Below are 13,687 nucleotides of genomic sequence, written 5' to 3'. Positions count from 1 at the left end.
TTGAGCATCAGTGCCAATATGCCCCGTTTTTTGCGCGAGGGTGATACCGTGGCGGTTTCGGCAAGGCTGGCTAACTTAACGGATAAAACCTTAAAAGGCACGATAAAAATGCAACTATTTAACGCGCTAAACATGCAGCCGGTAAACCTGTTTGCCAACAAAGCTGACGGCGAACAGGCCTTTGAAGTGGCCGCCAATATCAACAAGGCCGTTACCTTTAACCTGGTTATCCCGGCCGGCTTGGATGCCTTAACCTATCGCCTTACTGCCGATGCCGGGCAGTTTAGCGACGGCGAAGAAAATACGCTGCCGGTGCTGCCTAACCGCGCGCTGGTGACCGAATCGATGCCGATGATGGTGCGCGCCGGGCAAACCCGCGGCTTTACATTTGATAAGCTGGTAAACCAAAGCAGCAAAACCCTGCAAAACAAAACGCTAACACTGGAGTACACCCAAAACCCGGCATGGTACGCGGTGCAGGCCCTGCCATATATGATGGAGTTTCCGTACGAATGCGCCGAACAAACTTTTAGTCGTTATTATGCCAACAGCCTGGCCACTAATTTGGTAAATAAGATGCCGGCTATTAAGCAGGTGTTCGACCAGTGGAAGGCGAGCAATAGCTCAGCGTTGTTATCAAACCTCGAAAAAAACCAGGAACTGAAAGCTACTTTGATTGAGGAAACCCCCTGGCTGCAAGATGCCGTTAGTGAAACGGAACAGAAAAAACGCATTGCCCTGCTGTTCGATTTAAACAAAATGAGCGACGAGTTGCGCATGAATTTGGATAAGCTGCAAAAGAAACAATTGCCCGATGGTGGTTTCCCGTGGTTTGGGGGCGACAGGGCCGACAGGTTTATAACCCAGCATATTTTGCAGGGCATAGGCGAGCTGCGCCATTTGAACATTGCCGGCGATGGCCTTGATGCAGTTGTGCCGAATGCGCTTAATTATATGGAGCGGCAGTTAATTAACGACGATAAACAGGTAAAGAAAGATAAGGATTACGCCACCCGGTCGGTAAATGATATGGAGATACAGGCCTGGTTTGCCCGTAGCTATTTTTTAAATAGCCCGATGGATGCCGCCATTCAAAAGTTATTGACCAATTACCTGGAACGCGCCGCCAGCCAATGGACAACCCAAAATGTTTATGAGCAGGGTATGATTGCCTTAACCATGCAGCGCTACAAAAAACCGGCGATAACCCAGCAGATAGAAAAATCGTTACTGGAAACCGCGCAGCAAAGCGACGAAATGGGCATGTACTGGGCCAAAAACCAACGCGGCTATTTTTGGTATGAGGCACCTGTGGAAACCCAAAGCCTGCTGATTGAATTATTTACCGAGGCAGGCAACAACACCAAAGTTGTGGACGAAATGAAGATCTGGCTGCTGCGCAACAAGCAAACCAATAACTGGAAAACCACCCCCGCAACCGCCGCCGCCTGTTATGCGTTGCTGTTAAAAGGGGATGATATTTTAGCCACTACCGGCACCTCCACCATAAAACTAAACGGCAAGCTACTGGAAGAACTGAAGCCTGATGTTAAAGCGGATGCAGGCACCGGTTACCTGAAAACCAGCTGGGCCGATGAACAGCTAAAGCCTGCGCTGGGCAAAATTGAAATACAAAATGGTGGCACCAACACCACCTGGGGCGCCATGCACTGGCAATACCTGGAGAATTTGGATAAAATAACATCGGCACTAACAAACATCCAATTGGTGCGAAAATATTACATCCAAAAACAGACGGATGCAGGCCCGGTGCTGGTTGCCGTCGACGCCACGCATCAACCCAAAACCGGCGATTTGCTGAAGGTTGTCATCAACCTGGAGGCCGACCGCGATTTTGAATACGTGCAGCTAAAAGATTTGCGCCCTGCCGGCACCGAACCTGTTGACGCGCTATCGACCTATAAATACCAGGACGGCCTGTACTATTACCAGGTAACCAAAGATGTAGCCACCAACTTTTTTATAAGTTATTTGAACAAAGGTAACTACGTGTTTGAATACCAGCTGCGGGTAGCGCAACCCGGCAATTTTTCAACCGGGATAACCAGCATACAAAGCATGTATGCGCCGGAGTTTAACGCGCATTCGGAAGGGGGAAGGATGGGAATAAAGCCGTAGGTCGCCCATTTTAGCGCAGGCCTGCGACCTGTGCTAACGGGTATCGCCCCTTTGGGGCTGGTGGGTTTCCGAGGTATTAGGTTCTGGTTTGTTTTTATGTATCGGCATCCAACATTTTGAGCTAAAGAAAAATCTCCGAGCCCCAAAGGGGCGCAATTCACCAGCACAGGTCGCAGGCCTGTGGTACGCGCCGGAGTTTAATTCACATTCGGAAGGGGGGAGGATGGGAATAAAGCCGTAGGTCGCCCATTTTAGCGCAGGCCTGCGACCTGTGCTAACGGGTATCGCCCCTTTGGGGCTGGTGGGTTTCCGAGGTGTTGGACTCTGGTTTGTTTTTATGTATCGGATCCAACATTTTGAGCTAGAGAAAAATCTCCGAGCCCCAAAGGGGCGCAATTCACCAGCACAGGTCGCAGGCCTGTGGTATGCGCCGGAGTTTAATTCACACTCGGAAGGGGGGAGGATGAGTATTGGTCATAAGTCATAGGATCATTGGTTATTAGTGGAAGCGAGGTTCGGAGTGGGGCATCAAGAATAATGTTTAAATAGGCTAGAAAAAGTGTGTTTATCTAAAATTGATATGAAAATAAAAAGCTTGTTCTATTTATTATTAATGCTAAATTTTTCTTGCAAAACAAATGGACCAGAATCTTTGGCAAAGGCGTATTGCAATTGTATGAGTGCAAACGGTTCACCCAAAAACTTCGACAATGCATATGTAATATGTGACAATGAGTTCAAAAAAATGATAGGATGTATAAGCTTTTTAGGGTTGATTTATTATATTATGAGTCAGACAAGAAAATAGCTCCCGCAACAAAAGATTCCGTTTACAAATTCATGACAATTTTTGATAATTACGTAGTGTCTCATTGTTGTGAAATCGTGTTAAGGTGCAACGAGGATTCCATTAACAAGTTAGACGAGTCCAAAGCGAAAAGACGATAACAACGCGTAACGATTTCACGGTGCATCAAATATTTACAGCTAAAATCAATTTAAAGATGAAAAATGAAATTTACCAGTTACTTTTCTTTTGTTCGATGTTTTTGTTCAGTTGTAATCATGGCACAAAAAAGGCTGCTCCGCGTAATGGCGACAACTATAAACCGATCGAAAATAGTGAGCAATGTTTCACAGCTATTTATCAAAAGGACAGCGCTTTTTTGAAATTTAAAACTTTGCCGAACGGTAAAATTAAGGGGAGGTTGGTTGTAAAATATGCGGAACCTGAACCCGGTGCCTTGGAAAAAGACTTTTATCACGGCGAAATTATAGGACAATTTAAAAAGGATACTTTATTCGCCGACTACATTTTTACCGACGGCGCCAAAACAACCGTTTACAGGAACCCAATTGCGTTATTAAAGAAAAACAACAAATTAATGCTTGGATTTGGTGCCATTGAAAATTATTTGGGTAAAACATGGTTTATAAATCACAAGGCAATAAATTTTAACATGAGCAGATTTCAATTTCTGCCTACTGCGTGTAATAACTAACTATAAACTCAAACCAGGATTAATCAGCATGTTCCACAGTGTTTCAGGTGTTCCGCGTGGAAAAATGGAACGCTTGAGTGCATATAATCCCAGGCTGCTGCAATGATTTTTCAACAACCGCCCCGGTTTATCGGGGTGATCCGTCCATCGGGCTCCTCAGAAGCTAACTTTCTGTCCATACTTCATTTTTATCCCCTCCAATGCCACATTTTTATTATATTATAATAAATTTGCCGTTTTAACTGTTAACGCTAGAGGAAATTGCTTTGTGCTGTTGCCATTAAAGCTTTTGTTTAAAAATCTGCCACTATGTTTAAAACCACCCCCGGGTTACTATTTTTCATATTGTTAGGCGCCGCTTTATCGGCCAGCGCACAAAAAACCGACTCCTTAAAAGTTGATACCAACCAATTAAATAAATACCGTATTGAGCCGGTTAAAAACGCGTTGCCTTTCCGCTTTCGCGAGGTGCAGATACACCGCCAGGAAGTACCGGTTACCATGCTGGATTACCGGGTAAGCTACTGGCATAAATCAATATTGTTTGGGTTAAACTTCAGCCAATCGGCCTTTAGCAGCAACTATAGCGCAGGGGGTATAAGTGCTATTGCGCTGGGTGGAAACTTTGACTATAAGATTGAATATAATAAGGCCCCGCTCGATTTTACATCAGAACTGGCGCTGCTTTACGGCATCTCGAAAAACAAGGGCCAGGGCTCGCGCAAAACTAACGACCGTATTTTTTGGGACAACAAAATAGCCTCGCAGCTATCAAAACACTGGTTCTTTTTCGGGTCGTTAACGTTCGAGTCGCAGTTTGATAAAGGCTTTAATTACACCACCGATTCAGTGGGGCGCAGCGTTTCGCAGCTGATCTCAAATTTCATGTCGCCGGGTTATTTAACCGAGTCGGTGGGTTTTGAGTTTAAGCCGAGCAAGTTTTTTGATTTGCGCCTGGGTACCGGTACCGCCCGCCAAACCTTTGTGTTGGATACTACCATTTATCATAATCAACCATCCAACTACGGCGTGCCCATAGGCAAACGGGTACTAAATGAACTGGCTTTCCAGGCAGTTGCTGTGTTTGATAAGGACCTTTCAAAAACCACACACTTAAATGCCCGTTACGCCCTGTTCGTGCCATACAAGCAAGGCCTAAGCTATACCAGCCATCGTGTCGACGCCGTTTTTACCTCAAAAGTTAGCCGCCTGATTGCCTTTACGGTGAACGGCACGTTCCTTTACGACAAAAACACTTCACCAAAGGTACAGGGAACGGAAGGGTTAGCGCTGGGCGTAGTGTATAAGTTCCCGTAGGGATGATAACGTAAAACCATTATATAATTCCTGTTTTCCCATTGTAGGGGCGTATTGCGTCACCCTATATCTGGTACATTCCCAAAACTCGCGCTGTAGCTGTGCATTTGGTAAAACATGCCCGGCGAAAATTCTATTCGCCCCCACGGCCAATGTCATTAAGTTAAGGGAATTAGCCCCACCTAAATCCTCCCCGGTAGGGAGGACGTGAAAAAAATTAAACGCGGGCGAAGCTAAAGTCTCCCCAACCGGGGGAGATTTAGAGGGGGCTTTACGCTTTGGTTTCCTTAACTTAATGACATTGCCCCACGGCCTTGCATCCTAAAAGCCTTCCCTTTTTTAACACACCTGCTTTTCAAGAGCCATCGGCCCGGCCCATATTGTAGCGCCGGATTATCCCTCCCTGCGGTTACCCGGTATATTAATATGCCCCCATCACGGTATTTATCTAAGCTGTTAATAATCAGAAATTTACAATATCTAAAACAGCAAATAATAATCCACCATGAAAACTTTAAAATCTTCAATTATCCTGCTTGCATTGGTTATAGCCGGACTTACATCATGCAAAAAGGACAGCACTACACCAAAAGCAGGCGTGGCGGCATCTGTAACTGCCGATAACTATGGCTTTGACGGCGGCGGCGGGGCAGCTTTTAAAAGCACGCAGGCAGGGATCGTTGTCGCGGCAGGCACGTTTACGGTTTCAGCCATAAAGGATGGCACCACGCAATCAATGTCAATTGTATTGATAGGCGCTACAACAACCGGTACTTACAGCCTTGACCAGGGCAACGCCGCAGGCAATGGGGCATTAATAACCAAAGATTACACCAAACCAACCGATAACACCCTAAGCTACAGCACCGACAATGACGATTTACATGGCGTTAAAGGCGGCGGTAAAGTGGTAATAACCAAATTTACATCAACCGAAGCCGAAGGCACCTTTTACTTTACCGGCTACAACTCCGCAGGTAAAGCAGGCTTTGCCGAGCAGGGCAAATTCTCCGGTAAAATCAATTCGCATTAATACTACCTTAACCAATGCCGGTGTAAAAAGCCGGCATATCACCGTCATAAACGGTGTTCTGCAACAAACACTAACAAACAAAAACCCAACAAATCATGAAAAAATTATTCACTCTTTTTATGGGAATGCTGCTGTGCGCAAGGCTGCTGGCAGGCGACCCGGTATGGAAAGCCAAATTCACCTCCACCGTGAACTGGCAAAAAGTTACGCCACTCGGCTTGCTGGTGGTTAGCGCCAACGATGGCTTTTATGGTATTGATAATGCCACCGGCCAGGTAAAGTGGAAAATTGACTTTTTAACCGATTTGAAAGAAGAAAATTACGACCCGATTGAAAACTCGCCCTATGTGGCTATTGTAAAGCGCGGCATGTTCCCGGAGCATGTTATTATTGACGTGGCTACCGGTCGTGTTATTTGCAAAACCAAGGATATGGAATTTCAGCGCGTACAAAAGCGGTTTGAAATACCGCGCCTGGGCGGCATCCTGTTTTATGGCTTCAACAAATCAAATAAAGGGCAAATGATCCTGGTTAATGCCGAAACGGGCAGCGTATTGTGGAAACAGGAAAAACTGTTTGAAAGCAACAGCGAAATTATTACTGCGGCCCCATACGCGGTTAGCGACGAAGCCTTTGTAATATCGACCACCAAAGAGATTTACAAGCTTAACGGCAAAACTGGCGAGGTAATGTGGAAACAGGAAATGAAAACCCAGCCGCCTGCATTGCAGGAAGCGGAAGGCTTTGGCGCATTTGGCGGCAAGGGCAATGCTTTGGCAAACGGCAACGCTACCTCAACATCGGCACAGTTTTTAAAATATAAAAACCCCAACCTGATATATTTCGCCAGCCATACGGTGATGACGGCTTTTGATATTGAAACCGGCAAAGAAGTTTGGAAACGCGCGGAACTTGAATCGCCGGTGGCACAAATTATATTTGACGACCGTGGTATTTTACTTTGTACCGACGACAGCCGCGCACCAAAAACTGATGCCGAAGGCCATGTAAAAAAAGCACACGGGCTGATAGGAAAGCTGGCAAACGGCGGCGGCAGCGGTAAGGCTTTCATCAACCTGTACGACCCGGAAACCGGCGCATCAAAATGGAGCGGTGGCGCACTTGATCTTGCCGGATCTGTGGTATTTTACTCGTACGCCGGTAATAAGCTTTGTGTAGCTACCGAAAAAAGCAAAGGACAGAATGCAGTTAACGTTATTGATCTTGATGCCGGTAAACCTGCCATCCCCAAACAATTAAAAGTTGATGGCACTATTGTGGATGTACGCATGCTTCCGCAAGGACTGCTATACCGCACCACCGAGGAAACTAATATCCTCGACCTTAACACAGGTAAGGACGTTTGGCCAAAATCGATAAAATATAAAGATGGTGGGCTGGGTGTTGATAAGGACGGCCTTACCTACTTTAATGCTGATGGTGCCATTTATGTAATGGATAACGCAACCGGCACTTACAAAACCTTCGCCAACATGTACAAATTTGATGGCAAAGAAGCACCCGGAAGTTTCGAGCTGCGCAGCAATGGCTTGTTATTAACATCGAGCCAAAATTTAACACTGGTTGATTTTAATGGCAGCCAGATCTACAAGGTTTACAAACCGGCACCAGGCATAAGCACATTTGGAAAAATTATGAATGGTGCGTTGGCCGCAACGGCTATGGCTACCTCGGCCAGTCAATCGTACACCAGTGGTTATGCCCGCGGCGTGGGTGCTACCAGCGTGGCCGATGACTATCAAAAATCGGCAAATGCCTGGAGTGGCATAGCAGCAGCATCGCTCAAAGAAATCAGCAAGCGCTTTAAAGCATCAAAGTCGACTGAGGACTACCAATCCATCCTCACCAAAACCAGCGATGGAGAAGAAAAAGGCGTGGGTATTGTACGCATAAATAAAGACAATGGCAAAGAAGAAGCCGCCATTGTGCTAAACAACAAAAAGCCCGTTTACGAGCTTGATCCCGTTGGCAACATGGTTTACTATGTATCTGGTGGCAGCGAGATCAGCGCTTACAAGTTTTAAGCAGCTGTTTGTTAGGGTACCGGCGCAGTTAAAGGCTGCGCCGGTTTTTTTCGCGTCGCAAATTTCGGCATTAATAGTGATGAATTACTGACACTGTTTTGTCAGTAATTTTTGCATTTTTTTCGGCGGCTTTTAAGTAAAAAACAGCCATTGAGCCCCGGGAACGCATTTTTTACTAAAATACACCGACCCTTTGCTGTTCCACCCTGTTCATTGTGTTCCACTGTGAACAGGAACATTTTTTGCCGTAATTATAACAACTGATTACACAATCCCGGTCCGCAGATAAATTCGACACAGGGGTTGGGGAGGTTCAGGCGTTGCTTAATTAAACAGCATGTATCCGCCATTCACTACTTCACCCGCTTCATCCTCGAAAACGGGTATCCTCCGCACCCCTTCATCGGGTTCGCCCTGTCGGCAGCTGCCGTTGCTTCGGCGGCGGCGTCGGTTGGGGCGTTGTAGGCGGTAAGGCAATAACCCCATTTCCAGGGCGCCATGTTATCAAAAGTCATATAATCAATGCGGGTATAAAGGCCGCCCTCGCCGGGGTTTTTTGCATCGTTTTTTGCGATAATGTATTTCTTTTCCAGGTTCCATTTAATGATGTGGAAACGGGTATTGGATAGCTGCAGCCAGAGGGTGTCGGTTATTTTGTAGCGTATTTGGTAATCGTCTTCAAAGGAGCCGAGCATGTAATCGGGTGGTTTTATGGTGCTGGCAGGCTGGGCCTGGAGTTTTGTGAAGATTAAGAAGAAGATGATAAACGCGGAATATTTTTTCATTTAACTGATGCTGGTAAGCAATATTACAAATCAATCATAACAATTGCCCGATTTCTTACTAATATTACATTTTAAAAAAACCGGGATTTTAAACAGGCTAACCGCAATGTCTCAAATCTCAATACTCACGTCTCAGATCTAACAAACATGAAACATTACGGGCTTATCGGCTACCCGCTTACACATTCGTTCTCGAAAAAGTATTTTACCGAAAAGTTTGAGCGGGAGCATATTACCGATTCGAAATATGAATTATATCCCCTGGAAGATATAAACGGTTTACAGGACTTGCTGGATATTCATCCAGACATTTGTGGGCTAAATGTTACGGTGCCACATAAGATAAAAGTACTCAGGCACCTCGACTGGGTTGAACCTGATGCCAGGAGTGCAGGCGCCGTAAATTGTATTCGGGTAAGCGCTGAAAGCCCGGTTTTGGCTGCCTTTTCTGGCGAGGTAGGCGTAAAAGGCCATGATTTCAGGCTGGAGGGATTTAATACTGATATTTATGGTTTCGAAATGTCATTAACGCCCTTTTTGAAAGACCATCATGACCAGGCGCTGGTTTTGGGTGATGGCGGCGCTGCCAAAGCTGTAAAATGTGTACTTGAAAAATTGGGGATAAATTTTAAGGTAGTAACCCGTAAACCAATTGGCGATAATTTATTGTTTAAGGATTTAAAACCGCACCATATTAAAAAGCACCTTATCATTATCAATACAACACCACTGGGCACATCGCCAAATGTTAACGAATGCCCTGATATACCATATGAAGCCCTGACCGAGGATCATTTACTTTACGATTTGGTATATAACCCCGAAAAAACACTGTTTTTGCAAAAGGGCGAAGAGCAGGGTGCCACAATAAAAAACGGCTACGAAATGTTAATACTGCAGGCCGAAAAGAGCTGGGAAATATGGACAGAAGCACAAAAACATCCATGAGGAAACTAATATTACCGGTAATTATCATCCTGCTTTTTGGTGCATGTAGTGGCAACCACGACTATTCGCCCAAGCCGCGGGGGTATTATCGTATTGTTTTCCCAGAGAAGGCTTACCAGCCGTATGAGTCTCCCGCGCCATTTACCTTCGAATATCCTAAATACGCTGTGATAGAGCCCGACAAAAATGCGAACGCAAAGCCGTACTGGCTAAACATGCAGTTTAAGCAGTTTAACGGCACATTGCATTTAAGTTACGAGCATATAGAATCCAAAAAAGAATTTAATCAACTGGCTGAAGATGCGCATAAGTTGAGTTTTAAGCACACCATAAAAGCAACCTCAATAGATCAGGGCGTTATCAATTACCCGGAGCGGAAGGTTTACGGCATTTACTATAGCATTGAAGGCAATGCGGCATCGTCCGTTCAGTTTTATTTAACCGATAGCACCAAAAACTATATCCGCGGAGCGCTTTATTTTAACAACGAACCCCGGCTGGATTCAATACAACCCGTGCTTACGTTTGTGAAAAAGGATGTGGACTTAATGATAAAGAGCTTCAGGTGGAAGTGAGGGGAAGTTAGAAGTCGGAAAAGTCAGGAAAGTCCGAAGAAGAAAGTTTTGTTGCTGAAGTCGGAGTGGCGACTTCGGAATTAAGAAATGAAAACCCGAACCGGTAGGAGTCGATGATTGCTTAACCTATGGCGATGTCGGATTTTTTTAGGATGTTTACACATAATTCATAACTAACTGACCATGAATAAAGCCTTTTCATTTTTTGCTTTGGCGATGCTGGGTTGTATGCTCTCGAAAGTGCAAGCCCAGGCGCCGACCTTTGATGTGCAGCACTACCGTTTTGCGATACAAATTAATGATAGTAACGACTCCTTAAAAGGGCAGGCCAAAATCAGGATTAAATTTCTGAAGAATGTAAATGCTTTCCAACTGGACCTGGTTAAACAACAAGCCGCCGGAGATACTACCAGTAACTCGGGCAGTACACATGTACGCAACAACCAAACAAAAAGCACAGCGGGCAAAGGAATGCTCGTATCGTCAATAACGGAGGACGGTAAAAACATAGTCTTTACGCAGGAAGCGGAAAAACTCAACATTAACGCAACTGTAACTGCCGGCAGCGAGCATAGCTTCACTGTAAACTACTCTGGCATACCTGCTGACGGACTCATTATATCAAAAAACAAAGCTGGGCACCGCACTTTTTTTGGCGACAACTGGCCTAACCGCGCGCATAACTGGCTGCCCTGCGCCGATTACCCCGGCGACAAAGCCCAGGTCGATTTTTTTGTTACCGCACCCGCTCACTACAGTGTAGTATCAAACGGCTTAAAAATCGAAGAAACTGCTTTGCCCTTTAATTTTAAGCTAACGCACTGGAAAGAAACAGCACAATTACCCACAAAAGTTATGGTAATTGGAGCAGCCGATTTTGCCATTGACCACCCCGGCGACGCTGGCGATGTGCCAATTTACACCTACGTATTCCCTGAAAGTAAGGATGCAGGCTTTAAAAGCTATGCGGTGGCACCCGAAATTGTAAGGTATTACCAAAAAAGCATTGGCGTGTTCCCGTACAAAAAGCTGGCTAATGTGCAGTCAAAAACCATTTTTGGCGGCATGGAAAATGCGGGCTCGATTTTCTATTTTGAAGAATCGCCAACTACAAAGGATATTGAAGACCTGATGGCCCACGAAATTGCCCACCAGTACTTTGGCGATGCTGCCAGTGAGAAAAACTTCGGACATGTTTGGCTGAGCGAAGGGTTCGCCACTTATGTTACCAATCTCTACCTGGAAAATAAATATGGTCCGGATACCATGAAGAAGCGTGAAGCAGCCGACAGAAAGGTGGTTTTTGGATTTGAAAAGAGAAGGCAGACCCCAGTGGTTGATACGCTGGTAAAAGATAACTACATGCAACTGCTTAATGCCAACAGCTACCAAAAAGGCGGCTGGGTGCTGCACATGCTGCGCCACAAAATTGGCGACCAGGCATTTTGGACAGGCCTCAGGAATTATTATGCTAAATACAACGGTGGCAATGCCTATACAAGTGGTCTGCAAAAAATAATGGAACAGGCCAGCGGCAAGGATTTGAAACAGTTTTTTAACCAATGGCTATACACGCCCGGTCACCCGGATTTGGCTATCACCTGGAAATACAATGCTGCAAAAGGCGCTGTCGACTTAACCATTACCCAAAAACAGGCTGTCTTGTTCGATGTATTGCTTGATTTGCAGATAGGCAAACAAGCGGATACCGTGCATTTAAAAGATAAAACCACAACAGTTCAGTTCAAGGTGCCGGCAAAACCTGTTGATATTAAGGTTGACCCGAATGTTAAATTATTGGCAAGTTTTGAGGTAAGTGAAGGGAAATAAAATAAACACGAATTTCACGAATTAGGCGAATTTTTACGAATTAGAACGTCGGCGATTTTTTCGAATTAATCCGGTTTTATAATTCGTGTAATTCGATTTAATTCGTGAAAATTAGTGTCTTGTCATTACAGGCCACCCTCGCCGCGATACAATTTAACCGGCTTATCCAGTTTAACCTTCAATACTGTCATATATTTATCCTGCACATTTTCGGGTAAATCAATGTAAACTAAGCCGGGTACTTTGCTCCATGATATTTTCCCTACCACTTTCGGGGTAAGCTTAGCGCCATTCCCAACTACTGTTATGTCTTCAATTTTATTGTCAAGCCCTTTTATCATTAACGTCCCAACGGTTTTTGCAGGGACAAACAGGTATAAGGTGGTTGAGTCTTTCGACATGGTGCTTGCTCCATAAAAATGCCCGGCAGGCAGGCCCGCTTTGGTGCCGAAAATAGCCTCGCCATTCTTTTTGTTCCAGGCGCCAAGCTCCTTTAAAACGTTGACTTCCTGGTCGGGGATGGTGCCGTCTTCTTTGGGCCCGATGTCGAGCAGCAGGTTGCCACCGTTGGCCACAGCATCCACAAAAATGGTGATGATTTCGTACGGCGTTTTCCAGTTTTGGTCCTGCGGCTGGAAGCCCCAGTTGTCGTTAATAGTCATACATAGTTCCCACCAGTTAAACGGAGGGCGCGTAACCGGGAAGTTCTGTTCGGGTGTGGTATAATCGCCATAGCCCTGCAGCCGGCCGTTTATGATTGCATTCTTGTTCCTGGATAAAATAATACGCCTCACTTTTTCGGCTTCCCATTCTTCGGCGCTGTGTTCCCAATCCCCGTCAAACCACCACAAATCGGGTTTTAAGGTGTTGGCAATCTCGGTAATCTGTCCCTGGAAAAACATGCGGAAAGTGTTCCAGCGGTCGTAATCGTTCTGCACCTCATAGCGCGAGCTATCCTTTAAAAAGCCTGGATAAAACTTATTCGACCAGTCGATAAGTGAAAAATAAGCACCGCATTTGATATCGCGCTTGCGTAATTCATCAAAAAAAGGTTTCACCATGTCGCGGTTGGCCGGGGTCTTTTTTACAATGTTTAAATCGCTTTGTTTAGTGTCATACATAGCTACACCGTCGTGGTGCTTGGTTGTAATAACCGCATAACGGGCGCCGCTTTCCTTAATCAAATCGGCCCAGGTGGCCGGGTCATATTTGCTTAGGGTGAAACCCTTCAGCTGCTTCATATAGTCGGCATAGCTTATTTTTTTATTATGAAAACTCCACGATTCATCGATGCCATTTACCGAATAAATACCCGCATGTATAAAAATACCCAGCTTGGCATCTTCAAACCAATGCATTTTGTCGGCAATGGTTTTTGGGTCGATTTTGGTTTGGGCATGGCCCAAACCAATTGTAAAACAAATAATTAACCCCAGAGTTGTTTTCCTTATCATATCGTTTGCATGTATATGTTGAGCAAATAGACTGCGCAATATTAACAAGAAATAGCGTC

General features: G+C 45.3%; 10 protein-coding genes. 8 read left to right on the top strand and 2 right to left on the bottom strand.

What is annotated here, in order from left to right:
* From NAF19_RS11375 to NAF19_RS11355, 5 genes are all read left to right on the top strand, one after another.
* Window positions 1-2,139 carry an alpha-2-macroglobulin family protein gene (locus NAF19_RS11375; protein ID WP_252790169.1) on the top strand — a complete coding sequence of 713 codons (2,139 nt, stop codon included), beginning with the start codon at window positions 1-3 and terminating at the stop codon, window positions 2,137-2,139.
* A 1,004-nt stretch (window positions 2,140-3,143) separates the two neighbouring features.
* The gene (locus tag NAF19_RS11370; RefSeq protein ID WP_252790168.1) at window positions 3,144-3,641 is read left to right on the top strand and encodes a hypothetical protein; all 498 of its coding nucleotides are present in this window, start codon (window positions 3,144-3,146) and stop codon (window positions 3,639-3,641) included.
* Window positions 3,642-3,950: 309 nt separating this feature from the next.
* A complete protein-coding gene (locus NAF19_RS11365) occupies window positions 3,951-4,958 on the top strand; it encodes a DUF3078 domain-containing protein (RefSeq protein ID WP_252790167.1) in 1,008 nt (335 codons plus the stop codon).
* 505 nt (window positions 4,959-5,463) lie between these two features.
* Window positions 5,464-5,991, top strand: a complete 528-nt coding sequence (locus NAF19_RS11360; RefSeq protein ID WP_252790166.1) for a hypothetical protein — start codon at window positions 5,464-5,466, stop codon at window positions 5,989-5,991.
* Between the two features lie 95 nt (window positions 5,992-6,086).
* On the top strand, window positions 6,087-8,036 hold the full coding sequence (locus tag NAF19_RS11355; protein WP_252790165.1) for an outer membrane protein assembly factor BamB family protein: 1,950 nt from the start codon (window positions 6,087-6,089) through the stop codon (window positions 8,034-8,036).
* A gap of 353 nt (window positions 8,037-8,389) precedes the next feature.
* Here the strand turns inward: NAF19_RS11355 and NAF19_RS11350 are convergent, their stop codons facing one another.
* On the bottom strand, window positions 8,390-8,821 hold the full coding sequence (locus NAF19_RS11350; RefSeq protein ID WP_252790164.1) for a hypothetical protein: 432 nt from the start codon (window positions 8,819-8,821) through the stop codon (window positions 8,390-8,392).
* Window positions 8,822-8,968: 147 nt separating this feature from the next.
* On the opposite strand from NAF19_RS11350, the gene NAF19_RS11345 reads away from it, so the two are divergent.
* From NAF19_RS11345 to NAF19_RS11335, 3 genes are all read left to right on the top strand, one after another.
* On the top strand, window positions 8,969-9,769 hold the full coding sequence (locus NAF19_RS11345; RefSeq protein WP_252790163.1) for a shikimate dehydrogenase family protein: 801 nt from the start codon (window positions 8,969-8,971) through the stop codon (window positions 9,767-9,769).
* Window positions 9,766-10,344, top strand: a complete 579-nt coding sequence (gene gldD / locus NAF19_RS11340) for a gliding motility lipoprotein GldD (protein WP_252790162.1) — start codon at window positions 9,766-9,768, stop codon at window positions 10,342-10,344. Before NAF19_RS11345 ends, gldD begins: the two co-directional genes overlap by 4 nt.
* A 183-nt stretch (window positions 10,345-10,527) precedes the next feature.
* Window positions 10,528-12,174: a M1 family metallopeptidase gene (locus NAF19_RS11335; RefSeq protein ID WP_252790161.1), complete on the top strand. Its 1,647-nt coding sequence runs from the start codon at window positions 10,528-10,530 to the stop codon at window positions 12,172-12,174.
* 125 nt (window positions 12,175-12,299) lie between these two features.
* On the opposite strand, the gene NAF19_RS11330 is transcribed toward NAF19_RS11335, so the two are convergent.
* Window positions 12,300-13,628, bottom strand: coding sequence for an alpha-L-fucosidase (locus NAF19_RS11330; protein ID WP_252790160.1), 1,329 nt, complete (start codon window positions 13,626-13,628; stop codon window positions 12,300-12,302).
* Window positions 13,629-13,687: the final 59 nt, after the last annotated feature.

It is taken from the genome of Mucilaginibacter flavidus, from assembly GCF_024055575.1.
GTDB classification, from domain to species: Bacteria; Bacteroidota; Bacteroidia; order Sphingobacteriales; family Sphingobacteriaceae; genus Mucilaginibacter; species Mucilaginibacter flavidus.
This window is presented reverse-complemented; position numbering and strand designations above follow the sequence as displayed.

Excerpts from the sequence above, each read along its gene's own strand:
- NAF19_RS11330 (WP_252790160.1), bottom strand. The coding sequence starts at position 13,628 with ATGATAAGGAAAACAACTCTGGGGTTAATTATTTGTTTTACAATTGGT.
- NAF19_RS11360 (WP_252790166.1), top strand. The coding sequence starts at position 5,464 with ATGAAAACTTTAAAATCTTCAATTATCCTGCTTGCATTGGTTATAGCC.
- gldD (WP_252790162.1), top strand. The coding sequence starts at position 9,766 with ATGAGGAAACTAATATTACCGGTAATTATCATCCTGCTTTTTGGTGCA.
- NAF19_RS11345 (WP_252790163.1), top strand. The coding sequence starts at position 8,969 with ATGAAACATTACGGGCTTATCGGCTACCCGCTTACACATTCGTTCTCG.
- NAF19_RS11335 (WP_252790161.1), top strand. The coding sequence starts at position 10,528 with ATGAATAAAGCCTTTTCATTTTTTGCTTTGGCGATGCTGGGTTGTATG.
- NAF19_RS11355 (WP_252790165.1), top strand. The coding sequence starts at position 6,087 with ATGAAAAAATTATTCACTCTTTTTATGGGAATGCTGCTGTGCGCAAGG.
- NAF19_RS11350 (WP_252790164.1), bottom strand. The coding sequence starts at position 8,821 with ATGAAAAAATATTCCGCGTTTATCATCTTCTTCTTAATCTTCACAAAA.
- NAF19_RS11365 (WP_252790167.1), top strand. The coding sequence starts at position 3,951 with ATGTTTAAAACCACCCCCGGGTTACTATTTTTCATATTGTTAGGCGCC.
- NAF19_RS11370 (WP_252790168.1), top strand. The coding sequence starts at position 3,144 with ATGAAAAATGAAATTTACCAGTTACTTTTCTTTTGTTCGATGTTTTTG.